This window comes from Gloeocapsopsis sp. IPPAS B-1203, assembly GCF_002749975.1.
GTDB lineage: Bacteria > Cyanobacteriota > Cyanobacteriia > Cyanobacteriales > Chroococcidiopsidaceae > Gloeocapsopsis.
This window is the reverse complement of record NZ_PEIG01000014.1, coordinates 122,852-145,337: the sequence shown is the minus strand read 5'-3', so window position 1 is coordinate 145,337 and position 22,486 is coordinate 122,852. Positions and strand designations below refer to the sequence as shown.

The 22,486-nt window shown below is 40.3% G+C and carries 17 protein-coding genes and 1 pseudogene; 13 read left to right on the top strand and 5 right to left on the bottom strand.

Annotation, left to right across the window (positions count from 1 at the left end; all coding sequences use genetic code 11):
- Positions 1 to 249 precede the first annotated feature (249 nt).
- From CSQ79_RS21525 to CSQ79_RS21515, 3 genes are read left to right on the top strand one after another with little or no spacing between them, the layout of a single operon-like run.
- Positions 250 to 2,385 (top strand): cation:proton antiporter domain-containing protein, encoded by a 2,136-nt coding sequence (locus CSQ79_RS21525; protein WP_099703170.1) that lies wholly within the window; start codon positions 250 to 252, stop codon positions 2,383 to 2,385.
- A gap of 39 nt (positions 2,386 to 2,424) precedes the next feature.
- Entirely contained in the window at positions 2,425 to 3,408 is a 984-nt protein-coding gene (locus CSQ79_RS21520; protein ID WP_099703169.1) for a YihY/virulence factor BrkB family protein, read from the top strand.
- 54 nt (positions 3,409 to 3,462) lie between these two features.
- Positions 3,463 to 4,512 (top strand): AI-2E family transporter, encoded by a 1,050-nt coding sequence (locus tag CSQ79_RS21515; protein WP_099703168.1) that lies wholly within the window; start codon positions 3,463 to 3,465, stop codon positions 4,510 to 4,512.
- A 9-nt stretch (positions 4,513 to 4,521) separates the two neighbouring features.
- Here CSQ79_RS21515 and CSQ79_RS21510 read toward each other — a convergent pair whose 3' ends face one another.
- Positions 4,522 to 5,640 carry an AI-2E family transporter gene (locus tag CSQ79_RS21510; RefSeq protein ID WP_099703167.1) on the bottom strand — a complete coding sequence of 373 codons (1,119 nt, stop codon included), beginning with the start codon at positions 5,638 to 5,640 and terminating at the stop codon, positions 4,522 to 4,524.
- A 497-nt stretch (positions 5,641 to 6,137) separates the two neighbouring features.
- On the opposite strand from CSQ79_RS21510, the gene CSQ79_RS21505 reads away from it, so the two are divergent.
- The 7 genes from CSQ79_RS21505 to CSQ79_RS21475 all read left to right on the top strand — a co-directional run bounded on the left by CSQ79_RS21505 (position 6,138) and on the right by CSQ79_RS21475 (position 14,742).
- The gene (locus tag CSQ79_RS21505; RefSeq protein WP_099703166.1) at positions 6,138 to 6,509 is read left to right on the top strand and encodes a hypothetical protein; all 372 of its coding nucleotides are present in this window, start codon (positions 6,138 to 6,140) and stop codon (positions 6,507 to 6,509) included.
- A gap of 21 nt (positions 6,510 to 6,530) precedes the next feature.
- A complete protein-coding gene (locus CSQ79_RS21500; protein ID WP_099703165.1) occupies positions 6,531 to 7,322 on the top strand; it encodes a peptidoglycan recognition protein family protein in 792 nt (263 codons plus the stop codon).
- 215 nt (positions 7,323 to 7,537) lie between these two features.
- Positions 7,538 to 8,338 carry a bacteriorhodopsin gene (locus CSQ79_RS21495; RefSeq protein ID WP_099703164.1) on the top strand — a complete coding sequence of 267 codons (801 nt, stop codon included), beginning with the start codon at positions 7,538 to 7,540 and terminating at the stop codon, positions 8,336 to 8,338.
- 301 nt (positions 8,339 to 8,639) lie between these two features.
- Complete coding sequence (locus CSQ79_RS21490) at positions 8,640 to 9,200, top strand: CAP domain-containing protein (protein ID WP_099703163.1); 561 nt, start codon at positions 8,640 to 8,642, stop codon at positions 9,198 to 9,200.
- An 85-nt stretch (positions 9,201 to 9,285) separates the two neighbouring features.
- Positions 9,286 to 10,242 carry a TIGR03885 family FMN-dependent LLM class oxidoreductase gene (locus CSQ79_RS21485; protein ID WP_099703162.1) on the top strand — a complete coding sequence of 319 codons (957 nt, stop codon included), beginning with the start codon at positions 9,286 to 9,288 and terminating at the stop codon, positions 10,240 to 10,242.
- Between the two features lie 161 nt (positions 10,243 to 10,403).
- The gene (locus tag CSQ79_RS21480) at positions 10,404 to 12,572 is read left to right on the top strand and encodes an amylo-alpha-1,6-glucosidase (RefSeq protein WP_099703196.1); all 2,169 of its coding nucleotides are present in this window, start codon (positions 10,404 to 10,406) and stop codon (positions 12,570 to 12,572) included.
- A 169-nt stretch (positions 12,573 to 12,741) separates the two neighbouring features.
- On the top strand, positions 12,742 to 14,742 hold the full coding sequence (locus tag CSQ79_RS21475; protein ID WP_099703161.1) for a di-heme oxidoredictase family protein: 2,001 nt from the start codon (positions 12,742 to 12,744) through the stop codon (positions 14,740 to 14,742).
- 174 nt (positions 14,743 to 14,916) lie between these two features.
- On the opposite strand, the gene CSQ79_RS21470 is transcribed toward CSQ79_RS21475, so the two are convergent.
- The gene (locus CSQ79_RS21470; RefSeq protein ID WP_099703160.1) at positions 14,917 to 15,966 is read right to left on the bottom strand and encodes an AI-2E family transporter; all 1,050 of its coding nucleotides are present in this window, start codon (positions 15,964 to 15,966) and stop codon (positions 14,917 to 14,919) included.
- A 654-nt stretch (positions 15,967 to 16,620) separates the two neighbouring features.
- Between CSQ79_RS21470 and CSQ79_RS21465 the strand changes: the two genes are divergently transcribed.
- On the top strand, positions 16,621 to 17,835 hold the full coding sequence (locus tag CSQ79_RS21465) for a PQQ-dependent sugar dehydrogenase (protein WP_099703159.1): 1,215 nt from the start codon (positions 16,621 to 16,623) through the stop codon (positions 17,833 to 17,835).
- Positions 17,836 to 17,968: 133 nt separating this feature from the next.
- Here the strand turns inward: CSQ79_RS21465 and CSQ79_RS21460 are convergent.
- Positions 17,969 to 18,286: pseudogene (locus tag CSQ79_RS21460) on the bottom strand (oxidoreductase dimerization domain-containing protein); the annotation flags it as partial.
- Between the two features lie 354 nt (positions 18,287 to 18,640).
- A complete protein-coding gene (locus tag CSQ79_RS21455) occupies positions 18,641 to 18,850 on the bottom strand; it encodes a hypothetical protein (RefSeq protein ID WP_099703157.1) in 210 nt (69 codons plus the stop codon).
- A 77-nt stretch (positions 18,851 to 18,927) separates the two neighbouring features.
- Between CSQ79_RS21455 and CSQ79_RS21450 the strand changes: the two genes are divergently transcribed.
- Together CSQ79_RS21450 and CSQ79_RS21445 are read left to right on the top strand one after the other, a co-directional pair.
- Positions 18,928 to 19,374, top strand: coding sequence for a hypothetical protein (locus tag CSQ79_RS21450; protein WP_143755486.1), 447 nt, complete (start codon positions 18,928 to 18,930; stop codon positions 19,372 to 19,374).
- A gap of 52 nt (positions 19,375 to 19,426) precedes the next feature.
- Complete coding sequence (locus tag CSQ79_RS21445) at positions 19,427 to 20,737, top strand: APC family permease (RefSeq protein WP_099703155.1); 1,311 nt, start codon at positions 19,427 to 19,429, stop codon at positions 20,735 to 20,737.
- Between the two features lie 78 nt (positions 20,738 to 20,815).
- Here CSQ79_RS21445 and CSQ79_RS21440 read toward each other — a convergent pair whose 3' ends face one another.
- A complete protein-coding gene (locus CSQ79_RS21440; protein ID WP_099703154.1) occupies positions 20,816 to 22,375 on the bottom strand; it encodes an iron uptake porin in 1,560 nt (519 codons plus the stop codon).
- Positions 22,376 to 22,486: the final 111 nt, after the last annotated feature.

Below are 22,486 nucleotides of genomic sequence, written 5' to 3'. Positions count from 1 at the left end.
GTGATGGATTAAAGTTACACTGCAAGCCATTACCTGTTTGTAAAAACCGTTATCTTTATTACTTTATTCAATATATATGATGGAAAAATGACAATTTTTAAATCATTAAAGATTATGTCTCCGTGCTTGTAGCCAATAACTTGTGGATATTTTATACTGTGCGCTCAATCGATCAAATATCTTGATTTACAGGTTTTATTTATTAAAAAAAGTAACTAAATATAGATATTTTTAGGAACAAAAATTGATATGTATACCTTACCTATTAGCAATCTTTACACTCAAAGCGCAATGGAAGTCATAAATTTCTATCAAGTATCTTTTCTAACATTTGTGCAGGCGAGTTGGTTGTCTACGCAGAATACAGGGCGATCGCTTGTTGAGTTTTTTCGTCCATCAGTTTTAGCTGGTCCCATTACCGATCCTGTACCTGTATTTCTAATTATCATGGCAATTATGCTAGTTGCGCCGCTATTATTCGAGCGGATCAAACTACCAGGTATTGTCGGTCTAATTTTAGCAGGATTAGCAGTAGGTCCTTATGGTTTTGGTTTATTAGAGCGTGATAGCACAATCGTTTTACTTGGTACTGTAGGATTGCTATTTTTGATGTTCATGGCTGGTTTAGAAACAAGCCTGGATGATTTAAAGTACAACGCTGATAAAGCAGTTATTTTTGGATTAGCAACTTTTATCATTCCTATGCTTTTGGGAACTGGTAGTATGTTGCTACTAGGTTATGGCTTACTTGCCTCAATTTTAGTAGCCTCTTGTTTTGCTTCGCACACGCTCTTGGCGCTACCCATCGCGATGCGGTTGGGAGTGATGCGTACCCAAGCTGTAACAACAGTTTTGGGAGGGACATTAATCACAAACATTTTGGCATTGCTTGTTTTAGCAGTTGTTGTTCGCGCCCATCAAGGAAATCTTACTTTAGGATTTTGGTTATTTCTGATTCCAGCTTTAACAATATATACTTTTGCTACTTTGTGGGGAGTTCCTAAAATTGGTCGTTGGTTTTTTCGGAAGTTTGGACACGATGAAAGTGCAGAATTTACCTTTGTTGTTGCTACGTTATTTATTGTATCTTATGTCGCTGAATTAATTGAAATTGAACCAATTATTGGGGCTTTTTTAGCTGGAATTGCAATTACTCAATTGATTCCTCAGTTAAGTCCTTTAATGAATCGCATTCAATTTATTGGAAATACTTTATTCATCCCATTTTTTCTTATTTCTGTTGGGATGCTAATTAATCCAAGTATTTTAATTAGCGAACCACGCTCTTTATTAGTAGCAGGAGTGATGACTTTTGTAGCAATTGTTGCTAAATTTTTACCAGCATGGGGAACAGGTAAAATTATTGGATTGCAGTTTCCTAACGTAATGTTGATGTTTGGTCTTTCAGTTGCACAGGCTGCATCAACTCTTGCCGCAATTACAGTTGCATTTGAGATTGATTTAGTCGATCAGCTAACAGTAAATGGCACGATCGCCATGATTTTAGTAACGTGTATTGCTTCTCCGTGGATAACAACACGTTGGGGCAAAGGTGTGAAACCCGATGCCGTAACTTCGACAACAGAGACAGCACAAAAGTTAGCAGATCGTATTCTAGTTCCTGTTGCTAACCCTAGTACCGAAGATCATCTCTTGAAACTTGCAATCATCTTGGCAAAAAATAGTGATGGTACATTACTACCTTTACATATTCTGAGTGACAGTAATGGAGCGGTAACTGCCGAGAAAAGAATACAGCAACAAGAACTTTTAGCTAAAGCCGAAACAATTGCTCATGCAGCAGTAACGTCAGTCGAAACAATTGGACGCGTTGATGATTCAATTGAGAAAGGAATTCTTAGAGCAGCACAAGAACGCGATGCCAATTTAATCGTTTGCGGTTGGAAAGGTTACTCTAGCTATCGCGATAATTTTTTTGGCAGTGTCATTGACAATGTTATCCGTCAAGCAACTGTACCTGTACTCGTTGCACGGTTTACCCAGCCCATTAGAAATACTGAACGTGTCATTCTCGCATTAACTGATTTAGACTTCGCCTCATCTAAGTTGCAAAAAACAATAGCTTTAGCACAAACCTTAGCTGACGAACTGAAAGCAAATCTAGAAGTGTTGCACGTCACGAAAAATTCTCGTCGCAAAGCACCTAAAATTCCTCCAGAACTACAAACCGAAGCAACAATTGAGCACGTACGGGGTAATTTTGTCAGCCGCGTTGCCAAAATGCTACAACCTGACGATTTACTCATCCTAACTTCAGGAAATCACCCTGATATTCTAAGTATGCGAATGTTAGGAACAGAACCAGAAGTCATTGCTCGCACTCATCCAGAAATCTCAATTATTGTGTTACATTTTCCCCGATAGGTATAAATTAAAACTAAGGAGCAAAACAATTGAATTGTCATGAAATATGCAAGGAATGTATGGCAGCTACTTAAGGAGACATTTTCAGAGTGGCAATTTAATCAAGTTTCATTGTTAGCTTCGTCCTTAGCTTACTACACAGTTTTCTCGCTTGTACCACTCATGATCCTTGTCATTATGATGGTAGGGGCAATTTATGGCGAAGCAACAGCAAAGCAACAACTTGTCGATCAAATTCAAGGTATTGTCGGAACTGAAAGTGCTGAGGTGATTGCAACAGCGATCGCTAATATGCGACAAGATGCTACAGGAGGACCATTTCGCTTAATTTTTAACTTAGCTTTTTTCGCCTTTGGTGCTTCTGGAGTTTTCACCCAAATTCAAAATGCACTTGACAAAATATGGGAAGTTAAACCAGTACCAGGGAAGCATATTACACACTTTCTGCGTAAACGATTATTGTCGTTTGCAATGGTGCTAGTAATTGCATTTTTACTTCTTGTTTCTTTTGTTGCTAACACAGTATTAGCTTCAGTTGTTGATGTTTTAAATGAGTTAACACCTGGGCAGGGCTATTGGTGGCGAGTTCTCAGTTTTGTCGTCTCTTTTTGTATGATTACAGTTTTATTTGCCGCGATTTATACTGTATTACCTGATGCCAAGGTAAGATGGCGTGATGCCTTAGTAGGCTCGATTTTCACTACAGTATTATTCATGCTAGGTCAGTACTTTTTTGGTTTATTTTTAGGTCAAACAAATTTTGCTTCAGCTTATGGTGTTGCTGGCTCCTTTTTAATTATTATCACCTGGATTTACTACGCTGCCCATATTTTATTTTTAGGTGCAGAATTTACCAAAGTCTATGCCAAACAACATGGATCTCCAATTGTACCAGAAGAGTATGCAATACCTATTTCTGAAGATATACCCCAAGCAAACCAGAAGCGATCGTCGCCTGGTTTATTAACTAATTTCCGCCGTAAATGTATGCGTACATGGCATAGCCTCATTGGGAGAAGATAGTAGCAATTATTGCAACGAATTAAAGAATTTTTTGTATAATTCTAGTCCCCATTTATGAGTGAGTCACCGATCAAGCCTTTATGGAACCGACTAAATAATTCAACGCTAGTTCGGTATTTATTACTTATTGCACTTGGCTGGGCAATTGCTCAAATCCTAGCTTATTTTGAACACGTCATTGTTACTTTCATTTTTGCTGCTGTCTTTGCTTTTCTTCTCAGTTATCCTGTACGTTGGCTAGAAAGTTTCTTACCTCACACCGTAGCAGTTATACTTGTCTTTCTCTTAAGTATTTTTTTGCTACTAGCGATAGTTTTTACAATCGGTTTAGCAATTTTGTCACAAGGCGAACAACTTATTAACCAAGCCCCAGAACTTTTAAATAGCGTTCTACCTGCAATAGAACAACTAGAACAAGCACTACAGCGATTTAAATTTCAAGTAGATTTTGAGGCTATTGAAGAACAAATTCGCAATCAAGCCTTAGCTGGATTAGGATTTGGTTTTGCTACATTACAAGCCATTATTACTAATATTGTCGATTTAATTATTATTGCTGTAATTGTCTTGTTTATGCTACTTGATGGCAAGCGATTATGGTATTTTCTTTTACAAGTTTTCCCCTCTCATTGGCGCGATAAAATAACTCAGGCAATTCAACACAATTTTCTCGGTTTTTTCTGGGGACGTTTCTTGTTGTCACTCTTTTTTGGTGTCTCAGTTTACGTTGTTTTGCTACTATTACAAGCACCCTTTGCTTTACTACTAGCGACGATCGCCGGAGTATTCGACTTAATTCCTGGTATTGGTGCAACAATCGGAGTTGCTTTAGTGTCAATTATCTTATTACCCCAAGGCATTTTTCTTAGTCTTCAAGTCTTGGTAGGTTGCGTTTTACTACAACAAGTTGAAGAAAATGTTCTCATGCCAAAGATCATGCAAGGATCGCTGAATGTCAATCCAGTTGTAATGTTTTTTGCTTTGCTAGTAGGTGCAAGAATTGCAGGTTTAGTTGGTGTTTTTCTATCAGTACCAATTGCCGGCGTCATAATTAGTTTATTTGAATTAAATCAACTTCAAGCAGATCAAAAGGAGCATGGTTAGTCATTGAACTTAGACTTCTTTCCATTCCTCACTAATTTCTGGATCGTAATCTGTATTAGTATCATAAATGACTTCCTCATGCACCACTTTAGCTTGGGGGTGACGCCATTTATCTAAAATATCTATAAACAAGACTTCCTCTAACCATGTTTTGGCAATAACAGTTAGTGGTAGTGCCATCAATAATCCTAATGCACCGAAAAAGCCTGCAAATAATAACTGTGCTGTTAATGTAATAGCTGGTAACAAAGCTACTTGATGTGCCATGACTAATGGAGTTAGCCAGTAACTTTCGATATTTTGAATAACTATGTATAGTATGAGAACCGCAACTGATTTCCAAGGAGCATCAAGAAGTGCGATCGCAATCGGAAATACTGCACTCAGTGTTGGTCCAATATTAGGAATAAAGTTCAATAAACCAGCAAGCATTGCATGGGCTAAGGCTAAGGGTACGCCAATAATCCATAACCCCAGTCCACTTAAGACTGCAATAAATATTCCTTCAATGACTGCACCAACCGCCCAACTTCCCAATGCAACATCACACCGTGTCAAAATCTCATCGACTCGACGGCGGTAGAATGAAGGAAAAAGTCGGATAAATGATTCGCGATACGGCTGAGGCTGTGCTAGCAACATCAGTGTTAACACCAGGACTAAGAGAAACTGTAGTAGTGCAGTAATCGAAGTTGAGAAAAAGTTAACAGATTGACCTAATAACTGAGTAGCGATCGGCTGAATTTGTTGAATTAAGCTACTAATATCGGGTAAGTTAGCTGGTAAATTAGGAAATCGTTGAATGATCTGCAGTTCTAACCAACTCAGCCAAGTTTGAATTCGCACCAAGCCTGTAGGAAGTAGAGCAATAAGTTGTTGAAATTGTTCAACAAATGCAGGTACAATGAGCACGAAAAAGCCAGTAAGAAGCGCCAACAGACTTGTTAAAGTAATTAAAACTGCCCAACCGCGTTTGACGTTTAATCTTTGTAGTTGTAAAACCAACCGATTCAAAGCTGTTGCTATGACAACTGCCGTAAGTAAGAGTAAAAGCAGCTGCCGAATCTGCCAAAGGATATACAAAGAAATCAGCAGAACAATTAAGCCAATCCATCGACCGAAATTCACAGCGAACCTTACTCCTCTGATTGAAAGATTTTTGTAGCTATTTTTGAATAACTAAACGATTGTGGATCTCAATAATACTATGCCTTAATTTCAGGTTACTGTGGCGAGCATCAGTAGTAAACATGATTAAATACATCCGGATGCTACTTTGAGGCTATATAAATAGGCAGTAGAGCGGACATTATTTGTGTTGCTCGCTAAGTGAGAGGCTGTTACTTAATTATTTAGGTTCAAAAATTATACTCTGCGATCGCACTACTTAAAAAAGATAGTTTTATGACAAAATCTGCCTTTTTAATTTCTGTCACTCTCTCGTCACAATTGTTCCAAATACTGATCGTTAGCAGAAATTATTCAATGGTGTTGATTTAAGAATACGAGTTTACATGGCATTTCAACTTGGTATTACCGTATGAGCCTTGCCAGAAAAACGTGTGATACACAAATTTTAATGCGCTCAAAATCCTGACAAGTGACTGTAATTTGAGGTAAATAGTATGCAGGGGCACAAGCTTAACCAAAACTCTTTGCTTGCAGAAAGAAATTTTAGCAACCTGACTCGTACAGAAATTAATCAGAATACAGCAGCGCCAAATCAAGTAAATATACCTAACACAGGTGCTTTTTGGGGTTCCTTAGGTTTACTTACTGGTGGAGTCATTTTTCTCAGTATGTTGTCTAAGCTTCGTAAACGAAAACAAAGTTATGTTGTTATCAATCTACAGCAACTAAATAAGATTCCTTGTAGCAACTGTCGCTTTTTTTCTAGCAATCCTTATTTAAGGTGTGCTGTGAATCCTAAAATTGCTTTAACAGAGGAGGCAATTAATTGTGCAGATTATTGCCCTCAAGCTAAAAAAAATCACTAAAGTGAATTTTAAATTAAAAACATGAGGCGTTTAGTTTGGATTAGCGCATTTACTAGTGCTATATTAGTTTGCTTTTTTACTTTTAGTTTAGTTTTTTGGCACGTACCACAACCGAAAACAAAACCAATATCAAACATAACCGTAAATTCATGGGGTCAATCAGCCAATTCACAAGCGATTGTAACTTCTATAGAAGCACAATCATTCAGCAATTCCCAAAGTGTATATCAACCAAATTATGAAGTTGTTCCGGTACACCCAACGAATTATGGTGTCAGACTGACTACCGACATTAATGGCGTTCCTGTTACCAATCAACCAATTGTTGTTTTACATGAAACAGTCAGTTCTGCCGCAAGTACAATTAATTTTTTCCAAACACCTCATTACAACGAAAGGCAGCAAGCAAGCTATCATGCATTAATTAAACTAGATGGAACAGTTGTTTATCTTGTCCCACCAGAATATCGAGCTTTTGGTGCAGGAAATTCTATTTTTGATGGTATTTCAGGAGCAGAAGCTGTAAAAACTCATGCAAATTTTCCGCCATCTGTGAATAACTTTGCTTATCATGTAGCACTAGAAACTCCACCAAGTGGTAGAAATAATGCAAGAAGACATAGTGGTTACACAGAAGAACAATATCGTTCACTTGCTTGGTTAATAGCCCAAAGTAGCGTTCCAGATAATCGAATTACAACACATCGGGCAGTTGATCGGTCAGGTACGCGAATAGATCCGCGAAGTTTTAACCTAAACAAATTTTTGCAAATTCTTCGTACCAACCGACAGCAAGAGAAGAGAAGTACATAAGACTAAAAAATCTGGTCTTACTATGTTTCTACTTGCTGATGTAACCAGGAATACAATGTGCATTCTAAAAAAATGACTCTATTTCTTCAGATAGAAGATGAAAAAGCAAGAATATCCACTTATTTATAAGGAGTATTAACTGTCAAAATATTGTTGTAAAATACTTTTTTTGTTGACTTTAATACAATTTTCCTCATTAATTTTCTGGAGGAGCAATGGATTTAGAAGCTATATTTCACTGGCTTTATATTGTTGGAATGGCTGTTGGTGCAATTTACTTTATTTCGCTAAGCACAAACCCGCGTGGTGTACCGAAGTATGAGTATTTAGTTGCAGCGTTTATTCCTATTTGGTCAGGATTAGCTTATCTCTCAATGGTTTTACCACACGGAGAGTTAGAGCAAGGAAAAATTGCTGTTGCTGGTCAAATAACCCACTACGCACGTTATTTAGACTGGGTTGTCACTACGCCTTTATTATTATTAGCTTTGTCTTGGACGGGGATGCATCGTTTACCAAAAAAAGACTGGGTGCTACCTGCTGCATTGATGATGACTCAGGTCATTGTTGTTGTGTGTGGCTTAGTTGCTGATTTGTCTGTGATACCTTGGGTGCGCTATTTATGGTACATCAACGGTGTTGTTGCATTCTTGGTTGTGATGTGGGGAATTTGGGGACCATTACGCGCTAAAACGCGCAGTCAAGGAGGCGATTTATCAAGTTTTTACGATCGCCTAACGACATATTTCACCGTGTTGTGGATTTGCTATCCCTTAGTGTGGATTTTGGGACCTTCAGGATTTCGGGTATTTAATCAAACAGTTGATACTTTTCTCTTTTGTTTAATTCCCTTTTTCTCTAAAGTGGGATTTAGCTTTTTAGACTTGCATGGATTACGCAGTATTAGTAGTGATACCCCAGAAAGTTCCACAGATAGAACCATAGGCAACGTTATGCAATTTTTCTTAGGAAAACCCAGACGGAGGTTATCGATGCGTCGCAGAAGCTACTACTAATGCTTTTTGCTTGATCGAGCTGGTGGTAATGCGGCGATCGTCTCCTGAGTGGTATCAGCGATGCTTGCCAATTACTGGAGGAATTGCGGCATTTTAGTCATGAATTAGGTTGCGTAAATAGCAGGTATTGGCTCAGCAAGGCTGAGGGCATTTTGGTAATTTATTTGAACATGCGATCGCACTGCAGTCAAGAGTGAATTGTACAAATAGGGAAGAAATTGCCACTTTTTGAACTTCCAGCTTAGGGTAGAAGAGTAAGTGAATCTACGCGTGTTAGAGCTTTAGCTAGTACAGCATCCGCATGAACAAAAGTCGATTTTTGTGGAGATTATGTGTTTTAAGTACACCTATTGCCTTGATTTTAGGAGGGTGTGACTCTGTAAGAGAATTGGTTTTATCAATACCTGGCGCAGATCAGTTCATTAATCAACCGTTACCTTCAATTCCTGCGCAAACACCAAACATTGCTGAAATGGAAGCGGCGATTCGCCAACAAATTAATGAAATTCGCTTGGAGAACAATTTGCAACCGCTGGAAAACAACGAAAGATTAGCCCAAGTGGCACGGCAATATAGTCAAAGAATGGCGCAGGAAAATTTCTTCAGTCACACAGGACCAGATGGTGATAATCCGGCACAACGAGTGCGCGATGGTGGAATTATGTATTTAATGGTGGGCGAAAATTTATTTCGCAGTTCAAATATCTCCGATCCTGTCCCTGCTGCAGTTCAAGGTTGGATGGAGAGTCCTGGACACCGTGAAAATATTTTACGTTCCGTCTTTGCCGAAACGGGTGTGGGTGTTTGGCAAGAGGGAAATCAATACTACATCACACAAATGTTTTTGCGATCGCTTCTGTGATAGCGTTTTGCTTCAAGGTTGCTACGTACGGGTAAGCAGGGGGTAGAGGAAGCAGGAAATTAATTACAAATTATGAATTAGTAATATGGCTAAATTTGGCTACCACTGTTCGCACGAACAATTTAAACCCAGTACTCTGCTACAATACGCTCAAGCTGCATATAGTGCAGGATTTCAGCGGATATCATGTTCGGATCATTTCTACCCTTGGAGCGATCGCCAGGGCGAGAGTGGTTATGCCTGGTCGTGGCTAGGCGCAGCAATGCAAGCTGTACCATTGACTTTTGGAGTTGTTTGTGCTCCAGGACAGCGCTATCATCCAGCAATCGTTGCCCAAGCTGCAGCAACATTAGCCGAAATGTTTCCCGAACGATTTTGGGTAGCTTTGGGTAGTGGTCAAGCATTAAATGAGAAAATTACAGGCGATCGCTGGCCTGCTAAAGAGGAACGCAATGCACGTTTGCAAGAGTGTGCTGAAATTATGCGGGCTTTATGGCAAGGCGAAACTGTTACTCATTACGGTTTAGTCCGCGTCGAAGAAGCAAAGCTTTATACTCGCCCTCAAGTTACCCCTAAAATTATTGGTGCAGCGATTACACCACAAACTGCTGAGTGGTTAGCAGGGTGGGCAGATGGGATGATTACAATATCGCACCCTCACGAAAAGTTAAAAGAAGTCGTAGAAGCATTTCGGCGTGGTGGCGGGGAAGGAAAACCAATATATCTTAAAGTACAGCTTTCTTATGCTGCAGATGAAGCTACAGCACTAGAGGGTGCTTACGATCAATGGCGGACAAACATTTTTACAAGTCCAGTATTAGCCGATTTGCGCAGTCCTCAGCAATTTGATGCGATCGCCGATTTTGTCAAACCAAAGGATATGTATCAATACGTCCGCATCTCCCCCGATCTCCAACAACACATCGAATGGTTGCAAAAAGATATCGAACTCGGCTTTGAAGTCATCACACTTCACAATGTCAATCGCGAACAGCAGGCATTTATTGATGTCTTTGGCGAAAAAGTTTTGCCAGTACTTTAGTGGGTAATGGATCTTTTTTCAATCACCAATTACCAGTTACCAATTACCAGTTACCAATTACCAGTTACCAGTTACCAATTACCAGTTACCAGTTACCAATTACCAGTTACCAGTTACCAATTACCAACATTCAACTCACATTTATTCATCTAAGGAGATATATGCGCATCACCGTCGGTCCCCCAATTTTAACCATCAATCATGGCGGAACGTTCATGGTTACTGATTTGGATGGTCAAATTCAGCAAGATGGTTTTTTAGGAATTTTTGCCGAAGATACTCGTTTTTTGAGTTACTACGCCTGTTATGCCAATAGTAGTTCGTGGGTACGTTTGCGCTCAACTACAACGACATACTATGCATCACGAGTTTATTTAACCAATCCAGAAATTATTACTGAAGAGGGAAATATTGAACAAAATTCTCTATCTTTAATTATTAGCCGCACAGTAGAACATGGAATTCATGAAGATCTCGATCTAACAAACTACGGACTCAGACCAGCAAAGTTTACTCTAGAAATTGCGTTGCGATCAGACTTTGCCGATATTTTTGAAGTGAACTCTGGTCAATTAGTGCGTCGGGGTTGTTTGGAAACAAACTGGGATAATGAAAAAAAAGAACTGCATACGATCTACAAAAATAAAGATTTTTTCCGCAGTTTAATTTACCAACCGCGTAACTATGACTCACAACCCCACTACGCAAATGGTCGGATTAACTTTGAAATTGCCTTAGAACCAGGCGAAAGCTGGCACACCTGTGGAAACTACATTTTGGTAGAAAATGATGTAAAACGCGAACCGATTCATATTTGCTACTACAAAGCAGTCGATGAGGAAATTAACACCGAGTTAGAAAAACTTTATCATCGCTGGTTAGAAATAGTTACAGAAGTGACAGTTACCAACGAAGAGGTTTATCGAGCATATCGTCAGTCGGTTAGTGATACGGGTGCATTACGACTATACGATTATGATTTTGGTCCTGATGTATGGCTTCCAGCGGCGGGTGTACCCAAGTTTGTCACTCTTTTTGGGCGCGATAGTTTAATTGTCACGCTGCAAAACATGATTACACACCCTGGTTTTGCTCGCGGAACGCTAAAGAAACTCGCGCAGTTGCAAGCTACAGAAATGGACGATTGGCGCGATGCTCAACCAGGTAAAATCTTACACGAGATTCGTAAAGGAGAACTCGCACATTTTCAAAAGATTCCGCATACACCTTATTACGGTACAGCAGATGCAACAACTTTGTATCTTATTGTGCTGCACGAGGCTTGGAAATGGACGGGTGACGACTCCTTGTTGCACGACTATCGCGATACGATCTTGCAGTGCATAGAGTGGATTGATCGCTACGGCGATCTGGACGGTGATGGATTTCAAGAATATCAAACGCGATCGCCCAGTGGTATCGAAAATCAAGGTTGGAAAGATTCAGGAGATGCCATTGTCTATCCTGATGGTAGCCAAGTAAAAGCACCAAAAGCCTTATGCGAACTACAAGGCTATGTTTTTGATGCGTGGATGCGCATGGCAGAAATTTTTGATTATTTGGATGAATGCGATCGCGCTAACCATCTACGCTGTAAAGCGGCAAAACTCCAAGCACAGTTTGAAGAAACTTTTTGGTGCGAAGACATCGGTTTTTATGCTTTGACGCTCGATCCTGATAAAAAGCCAGTGCGAACTGTTGCGTCAAATCCAGGACATTGCTTGTGGAGTGGTATTGTCTCTCCTGAACGTGCAGCAAAGGTTGTGCAAAAATTACTGGCACCAGATATGTACAGTGGTTGGGGTATTCGTACTTTATCGGCGAATAATCCTGCTTTTAATCCTTTCTCTTACCATCGAGGGAGTATCTGGCCTCATGACAATGGCATCATTGCCTTAGGGTTGAAGCGCTATGGCTTCAAAGAAGAAACAGCGCGGCTAGCGCGTGACCTTTTTGAGGCAACGAGCTATTTTGCTAGCTATCGTTTACCTGAACTTTACTCTGGTGTCACCAGATCGCCTGGTGCTTTTCCAGTACCATACATTGAAGCAAATGTCCCTCAAGCTTGGGCAGCTGGTTCAATCTTTCATTTATTGCAAGCAATTTTAGGCTTGCAGGCAGATGCTCCTAATAAACTTCTTTATGTCGATCCTTGTCTGCCACATTGGATACCGGAGATTACTCTCAACCGTTTAGAGGTTGGCGAGGCTTGTATTAAATTACGATTCTGGCAAGAAGATGGAATCACTCGCTGGGATGCAACTCCTCAGAAAGGTGAGATTGAGGTTAAACAGAAGTCTTGGCAACCTTGGAAAGTTGAGGCTGATTAAAAACCCCATTGGCGCATTCCCCGTAGGAGTTGCTAAAGGTTAGGATGCTTCCGGCGATAGAAGGCTTAGCAGTTGAAACCACAGTTACACAAAGAAAACTCGTAAAAGCGATCGGTATTTAGCTAAAAGCGAATTGCTAATCGCTAACAGCTCTATTAATGAGGTACGTATGCGATTACGTCCAATCATCATTTTAATTTCTTTGGTTGTTCTTGTCGGGTTTATTGCCTTTCGCATTGAACTCGCACTTCCTGGAACACCGCCAAGTCTTTACAACACATATACACCACTCACGAAGCCTACATCACAAGAGATTGGTTGGTATGATGTGCTAGGTCATACAGTAAGTAAGGCGGAAGCTGACCAATTGTTGCAAACTGAGATAGGAAGACAAGAACTTTCGCCAGAAAATGGTGCAGTAGAAGTCAGTGAAGAACTTGTCGATGTCGGTCGTAAAGCGTTTTACTTAGAAACGTTTGGCAATGAGTATTTATTTACTGATGTCATTGGAATTCTGGATGGACCGTTGAATATTGGGAGTTTGAGCAAAGCAATCTTGGCATTGGGAGGAAAACCAACAACAAATTTACAAGTCACTTTGGATGAAGATGTTACGGTAGGTAATCGCATTTTTAATGAGGGTACAGTACTCAATACAGGTATCGATGTTCCCAAAGGTTCGCTGTTTCCTTTAGGAATTCGCTCATTTTTGGATCGAGGTAAAGTTCGTGTCGGTGTGACTTGTGCGTTGTGTCATGCAACAGTCAGTTCAGAAACAGGACGTGTTTTAGAAGGTGCGCCAAATAATGATGTAGACACGGGTTTAATTATTGCATTTGCAAGTAACTCCGCAGCATTGTTTCGTCAAGCGAGTGCAAATCCTACTGAAATGCCATTAGGCGAACGCATTTACATTAACAAAGACGGACAAGAAGCCCGCTTACCAGATATCAAAGCAATGGAAGATGCGGTTGATATTGACTTGTTATCTTGGCCTCCTGGAAACTTTACCTCAAATGGAGACTTAAAAAATAATCCTTCGCAAATTCCTTCATCTTACACTCACGGCTCTTGGCCTTATAGTTGGAGTGGTGTTGCTTCTGTTGGCTGGTTCCACGGTTTAACAACATTAAATAATGCCGTGTTTGGTGTCAATGCAGATCCCGCAACGACAGCTGATGCAGGTGGCGAACTCTTGGGAGTTGATAAAGAGATTTATCTAGGGACGATGCTCCAAAATGCCTCAAATCCTAAATTCCGCTTGCCAGAAAAAGTCAAACCATCGGAATTTTTTGAGAAAATTGATCCCACCCCAGGAGAACCAGGTTTCAACGAAGTGATCAAAATGCCAGAATACCCCAAAGGTAGTTTATTTATGCAAAACGGGTTAATGGCAGCTTCTCCAGGATATCAAGTCGCAGAGCAAATTAATGCTATGTCGGCGTATCAAAACACGCTAGCGCCACCACCGTATCAACCAACAAATGATAGCGAAGTCTTAAAGCATGGTGCAGCAATCTTTAACAAAGCAGGTTGTGTCGATTGTCACAGCGGACGCTACTTTACAAACCACGATGTGATTGCTCAACGCGAAATTGGTACGCAACCATCCCGTGCCCAAGCATCAAAAGGTTTTGCCAAACTATTTGTACCACCCCAAACTTATCCACCTAATGTATCTGTCCCTTTACCACCCGATCCTCCTGTCATACCAGTTCCTACAGATATCACACCCAAAGAAGATATTGAACTAGCTTACGCACAGAGCGATCCTTTGGGAGGATTTAAAGTTCCTAACTTAATTGGACTTTATCTCAGTGCACCATATTTACACGATGGAGGTGTTGCTGCAAGTTCAGAAGCAATCAAGCTTGATAAAAAAGGCTTTAAGATAGCTAACCCCGATCAGTTAGGAATGGCTGGTACTTTACTACAAAACATCCAACCCGATCCAAGTGCAAGTTTGCGAGTACTTGTAGATCGCAAGCTGCGTAAACCTGTCGTTGCTGCTAATCGTGCTAATTCTGACTTGCAACGAGTTAATGTCGATGGTAGCGGTCACAATTACTGGGTTGACAAGCAAGCTGGTTTTTCTGTCAAAGACCAAACTGACTTGATTCAATTTCTGCTCTCAATTGACGACGATCCAAAAGTGCTACTTGATAACTAAAACTCGTCACTAAACAGTAGGAGTAGGTGGGTAAGCGGGTAGTAGGGTAGGCGGGGAGATTAAGAGAGTTACTCATTAAGAGTGTTGAGTTATGAGTTATAAAACTTTCTTCAATTCAAAACTCAAAACTCAAAACTCAAAACTCTATTACCCACACTCCTACTCTTCCACTAGTCACTCACCCCTCGCCCCTCTAGGAGAACCAAGGATATCTTGCACGTAAAGCATTTTAATCAAAGCCATAATAACTGCCGCAAGTGGTGTAGCAACTAATGCTCCCAAGGGACCAAACAACGCACTCATTGCTAACACGGCAATTAGAGTAATTGCTGGTGGTAAAGAAACAGTTTTTTGCTGTACGATTGGTGTGAGTACATTGCCTTCTAACTGTTGCACAACAAGATAAAATATCGCAACGTAAACTGCGGGCATAAACCCTTGACTAATCGCAATAATAATTGCGGGAACTGCAGAAAGAATTGGTCCGACAACAGGAATAAACTCCAACAATCCGGTAATGATCCCTAAAACTAAGGCAAGGGGGATATCAAGCAATGTCAATCCAATTCCAATCACAACCCCAATCGCAATCATAGAAATCACTCGTCCTAACAGCCAAGCACGTAGTACATGGACGACATCTGCAATAACTTCTCGAGCGCGATCGCGTCCTTGCGAGGGTACTAAACTGACAACTCCACTGCGATAGAGATTTGGATCAACAGCTAAAAATATGCCAATAAAAAGTACAAACAGCGTATTGGCTAGCCCTTCTAAAGTCAAAGTGAAAGCATTCACAAACTGATTGAGTAAGTTAGATATTGGCAATCCTCCATCACCACCAGGCATTTGCTCTAGTAACTGTTGACCCCAAGTATACTGAGCTAAAAAATTTTGCACTTGGTTGATACCGACTCCAATTTGTTGCACAAATAGTTCAGTTTGGCTCAAAACCTCTGGAATAAAAAACCACCCGCCAACTCCGATGACAACGACAAGCAACAATACAACGACACCTAATGACCATTGGGCAGTTAAAGGCGTATAACGAGCTATAGGTTTTGCTAGGGTACGCAGCACTACAGCTAAGAGCAACCCTAAAAAAATTAATAGTAAGACATCAATAATTGCCCAAGCAAAGAGAAGCAAGATGATAAATAGCCCAATAATGCCGACTGCGATTAGCAAGCGTTTTAGATATTCCCAAATATTCTGCTGAGACACGCGCCCGACTTCCTTGCAGTTGAGATTTTTCGCAGCATATCAAATATTACTCCTCAATTAATATTTTTAAGAAGATCTAGCTAATTGGGCAATCAGCGATCGCACGATCTCGTATCAACTGCTGAGTTCCTTTCTCTTGATCTTATTTTTTCGATTTAGCTTACTTAACTGTGTGTCTTTTATCTATAGGAAGAATTACATAGAAGTACAAGTTATTATGGCAGCGGTTAACTTCTACTGTTACGCTATAATAGTTAAAAATACATATTTCGTTTAAATTAGCAGTATTAAGTAATGACTTCAGGGATAATTTCATCACATTGTAAGTAAAAAACTCAGAAACAATTGGTGAACTAAATTCGTTAGTAAACGAACAAATTCCAAGATACATGAACTAAATAAAAAAAAGCCACAAAGTTAATTTTGTATGTATAGCTGCAATTTATAATCGCTAAGAATTTTGAATTTGAGACTTTTTATCTGTCAACTGATTGATATTAATTTTCTACTTAATTACCAGTCAGACTATGAAACAATTTCAATAAAATCTTCATCAAGAAAACTATATCAATGATGTCATTTTCTCAAAACTTGAATGTGTAAAAAGCAAGTTTATAAAATCAAATTTCAAGTTAACATAATTGGAGGGTATAAATGCAGCTGACAAGAATTATTGCCAGTGTAGTAGCAGGTATGAGTACATTAGGTGTTGCGGCTTGTGGGGTACAATCCTCAGAACAAGTTTCTAGTAATGGCAACGTTGCTCAATCACCTCAATCACAATTAGCAAGTGCAAACCAACAAGCTTGTACTTTAGTACCTGAAGGCGCAGGTCCACAAGGACAAGTTAATGTGCGAACCGAAGAAGTTGTAACTGGCTTAGAAGTTCCTTGGGGAATTGCATTTCTGCCTAACAACGATATGTTGGTGACAGAAAGACCAGGAAGAGTGCGATTAGTCCGAAATGGTCAATTAGAATCTGCACCTGTGGCAACAATTAATGTTACTGATAGCGGTGAAGGTGGCTTGCTTGGCATTGCAGCTCATCCTGATTTTGCAGAAAACCGACTATTTTATGTATATTACACTGCCGATCGCAACGGAACACCAATAAATCGAGTCGAACGCTGGCAATTATCACAAGACGGAACGAGTGCGACTCGCGATCGCATGATTGTTGATGATATTCCAGTCGCACTCTATCACAATGGCGGACGTATTCGCTTTGGTCCAGATGGGATGCTCTATATTGGCACTGGGGATGCGAGAGATCCAGATATTTCTCAGGATAATAGCAGCTTAGCTGGTAAAATCTTGCGCGTGACACCTGATGGTGAAGTTCCCCAAGATAATCCATTTCCAGGTAATCCTGTATATATCAGCGGCATTCGCAATACGCAAGGTTTTGACTGGGCAAACGAATCAACAATGTGGGTAACAGATCATGGTCCTAGTGGCGAACTTGGTAGACGCGGTCACGACAAAGTCAGTGTTGCCACAGCAGGCGATAATTTAGGATGGCCTACAATTTATCGCTGTGAATCGCAAGAAGGATTAGTAACTCCCTCTTTAGTCTGGCGAGAAGCCGCACCGCCAGGAGGCGCAACAATTTATACCGGAAATGCAATTCCAGAGTGGCAAGGTAATTTGATGATTGCAACACTGCGTTCTGAACACTTGCATCGCGTTGCTTTCGATCCTAATTCTCAGCAAATTCAACAACATGAAGTTTACTTACAAGGCGAACATGGTAGGCTACGAGATGCTGTGATGGGTCTTGATGGAGAACTTTATATCACAACAAGTAACTGTGATGGCAGAGGTAGCTGTCCCGCAGGACAAGACAAGATACTACGCGTTACTCGGTAATAATGCGAGCGAGTGCGAATGAATTCGCTGTTAAACAAACAAAGTCCACGGAGGTGGACTGACGGTAGAAGTCTTGTTTTAGGTACACTTTCCTTGGGTAGCCCCGACTTTAGTCGGAGGCATTTGTGATTTAATGACCGACAATTTGAGCGCCTAGTAAGCGCTGGGTGTGGCGATCGCCTGTAATGCGAATGTGTAGCTTCTGCGATCCAGGATAACATGCTTTATGATCCCAAATTTCTGTCTCTAAAGTTACAGACTCAAAACCAACTTCTGCAGCTTCTGAGTCGCGTAAACCAGTACGGGCGATCGTCAGCTCAAAAACTTTGACAACTTGAGTACCCAAACAACCAGCAAATTCTCGATTTCCACCTGCAGCATTTTCCCCAGCAACGCGACCTTGTTTGTGTGCTGTGGTTCCTAAGGGAAGATAAGTATACTGATTTAGTAATAGATTTTGCTAAATTTATTGTGAATTTCTGTTCAATTTTAGTTGTAGTCAAGCTGTACGATTAATGAATAAATTTTATATTAGAAAATTCAGAATTTTCTACATAATGCAGTAAAAATCTAAACTTAATTAATCGTTAAAATAAGTTTAATCTTTTGTTAATTTGAAACAATGTTATTACAAAAAATACTCGCCCTTAAAAGTTATTTCAGGGCGAGAAATGAAGATGCTGGTACTAAGTTTACTACTTAACTGCTGTATGAAAGCTAATTATTTAGATTTAGGATTAGCTTAAGTGTGGGCAGGCAAGATACCTACCCCACATTTGAGCATCTAATATTAATTTGATCTTGCTTACATTCGAGCAATAATATCTATTTGACGATCGACAACGTTTTCTCCAGGAGCAGGAGCAGTATCCTCAGGAGTTTCTGTATCAAAGTTTTGATGATTTTGACTAGCAGTGTTTTGATCGGCTTCATTGGTAGCAACAGGAGAAATGCTTGTTGTCTCTTCTGAGTTGTAGCCTGCTGGAATATTAAGTTTGCTTTGTTGAGAATTCAAGATGTTTCTCTTCTATTCGGTGCTTGTACTAAGTTTCTAATATTGTGCCAATTATTGCGCTGGGTGTAGTGGTAGCTATGACAAGCTTGCCATACTTCTTGGGTGCAAACATAGGAACCTCGATAACAGCTTTAATCGCAGCAATGTCACTTGCTAGTGATGGAAGTGCAGAGGGAGTAGCATCCCTAACAGTAGCATGGGTGCATATGGTGTTTGATCTCTATGCGATCGCACTACTTTACCCAACTAAGTACACGCGGAAACTACCTGTTTGGCTTGCCGAAAAATCAGCCAATTTTGTGACAGCAGGTCGAGTAGCTGCCATTGGTTACATTGCTTTGATATTTTACGCTTTACCTTTTGGTGCAATTTGGTTAACGCAAGATTGGGAAGTCGCTGAATTTTACCAACCTATCGTACCACCAGAAGTTGAACAGCTCAAACAAGAAGCAGCGAGTGGAGATGAACAAACTCAAGATGTTGAAGTAGCCAGTGAAGATGAAGCTAGTTCTGATTCAGAGTAACTTATAAATAAATCCTCATGCGATCGCTCAAATCCTTTAAGTAAACAGAGACATGTCACAGAATTCATCACCATCACTCAAGCGAGAATTAGGTGTCGTAGGTGCAGTTGCCCTTGGTTTAGGTTCAATTGTGGGTGCTGGTGTATTTGTCAGCACAGGAATTGCTGCGGGTGTAGCGGGATCTGCGGTGATTATTTCAGTGGCGCTTGCTGCGGGTGTAGCAGTGTGTAATGGCTTAAATAGCGCTCAATTAGCCGCGAGTCATCCTGTGAGTGGTGGGGCTTATGAGTATGGTTATAAATATCTCACACCTTGGCTAGGGTTTACAGCAGGGTGGATGTTTTTAGTAGCAAAATCGGCTTCAGCAGCGACTGCGGCTTTAGGATTTGCAGGTTATTTGTTGAATGTGTTGGGAGTTAGCGATCGCACTTATTTAGTTCCTACAGCTTTAGCCGCAGTCGTACTATTAACTTTGATTGTTTTGGGTGGAGTGAAGCGCTCAAACGTTGTCAATATTACGATTGTTTCCATTACGCTACTCTCACTCATTTTCTTTATTGTGGCTGGTTTACCAACAGTAGTTGCTACTGAATTTACAAATTTCACTCCGTTTGTTGCGGATGCAGATAATCCGGTTGCTTCAGTTTTGCAAGCAACCGCTTTGATGTTTGTTGCTTACACTGGATATGGACGGATTGCCACATTAGGTGAAGAAGTCAAAGAACCACAAAAGACAATTCCCAGAGCAATCATTATTACACTGACAATCACAATGTTGCTTTATATTGGTGTTGTAGTTGTTGGTATTGGCTCAGTAGGGGCGCAGACATTAGGCGCAGTCACTAGCGAACAAGTTGCACCTTTAGAAATTGCAGCAAGAAACTTTAATATTCCTGGTAGTGGTTTAATTTTGGCAGTTGGTGCTGTAACGGCAACGTTAGGTGTTCTACTCAATTTAGTTTTAGGTTTATCTCGCGTGTTACTAGCTATGGGGCGGCGTCAGGATATGCCTAAGTTTGTTGCCAAAATGAACTCATCACGCACAACGCCTTATATTGCAGTGCTCATTATGGGAACTGCGATCGCCTGTTTAGTGTTAATTGGTGATGTGAGAACAACTTGGTCTTTTAGTGCGTTTTCTGTATTAATCTACTACGCAATTACTGATTTATCAGCATTACAAATTCCAGATGAAAAACGACTTTATCCTAAGTGGATTGCTTGGATTGGTCTATCAGCTTGCCTTTTCCTAGCTTTTTGGGTCGAACAGCACATTTGGTTAATAGGTGTTGGACTAATTATTGCTGGATTGATCTGGAAAACTGTGATTAGAAAACTAGTAATAAGTTATTCAGAAGATTAAAAACATAAACCCCCTGTTTGTCTTAGTGTACGAAGGTACACTTTACCTAAGTAGCCCCGACTTAAGTCGGAGGACATCTTAAAAACCAAAAACCGTTCTAATTGTACCAATAAAAATATCGCCGTTTGTAGCGTTGTGTTCGGGGTTTGTGAGATATATAATACCTGGGATGACAGTAATATTTTCAGTAAGCGGGTATTCATAAAAAGCTTCAAAATGCAATCCGGTTGCAGTATCTTCACGCGCTACAATGGTATTATTAGTAACTTTCGGTGGCATTCCAAAACCTAAACCACCGACAGCACCAGTTTTAAATAAATCGGGAAAAGCAATGTTGATTGCGTAATTAAAAATATCTGCTGTATCGCCAACACCATTAGCTCGATTTGCGTGAGTGTATCCTAACCAACCACTAACTGCAAGCTGAGGTGCAACTCGCCACAAAGCTTGAATTCCGTAGGAATTAGATGTCAAGGCAACGCCAGAACCGAAAGGGATATTAGCAAAAGTACTACCAGTACGATGCGCCAAGTCACCATTAGCCGAGTAGTTGCGAACATATGTTAAAGCTAATTCTACATTTGCTGTCGGTCTGACGGAAAGTTGTGCTAAAGCGCTATACGTTCCATTAAATAGCCCTGCACCAGAGTTAGCTAAACCGGCATTTTGGGCAAGATAGCCTAAATCTAACTGTAATGCTTCATTGAAGCGATAAACTGCGCCTACTCCACCTGCACTAATATCGCCAATGCGATAAATCGGGTTACGTTCAGAAAAACGCGATGGCGAACCTTTAGCACCTCCAAAGCTAGCAAAATAAGGATTGACAACGGTAGTGTAGTAATGATGTGAGGCAGCATTGCCATAAAGGAAAATATTGAGGCGATCGCCTACAGGAAATCGATATTCAAGTAAATTCAAATTGAAACTGTTATCAGTGTTGCCGACTTCGTAAGAAAGTCGTGTCACATTTGTTGCAGAAATACTACTAAAGTTCGGTACTCGATTTGATGCTTGTAGTCGTACAAGTAAGCGATCTGTACCAGTAAAACTAGTCGTGAAATTCATCCGCGCTCGATAGTTCAAAGCAAGATTCGAGTCAATATTTGTGTCTGGGTTACTATCAGCAGTATCTCCAGTTAAATCGCTCGCTGCAACTACGATAGAAGTACTTAACACTGTTGTCGTAGAAAACTGATTTGCGCTTAATTCAGCAACACGCGCTGCTAAATTATCTACTCGATCTTCTAGAGTTGCTAATTCTGTTGCAAACTCATTTTGTAAGTGTTGGATTGTTGCTAAATCTGCTGGAGGTATCACTGTAAGTGGTTGATTGATGTTGTTCAAACAAGCATTTAAACTACTCGCGAACTCATCACGTGAAAGGGTTTGATTTCCTTGAAATGTGGCATCTGGATATCCTGCAAAACAACCATAACGTTCAACTAAATTGCTTAATGCAGAACTTGCCCAATCTTGATGTACTTCAGTGAGTTGAGATACAGAAGTAATATTTGCCAAATGTTCACTAGCGATCGCCTGATCCATCCCACTTGCGATCGCCGCACCTAAAACACAATAAGCGTAAGTTCTTTTTCTTTGCCAAAGCTGAAATGCAACCTGTAGATAATATTGCACGCATTAACTCCTGACACTCTCCAACACCCATCACACCAATCTACGTTAGAAATGTATTGAGTCCATAATTATTGCTTGCAGATTTACTGACCATTGACTGATAGCAGTCTT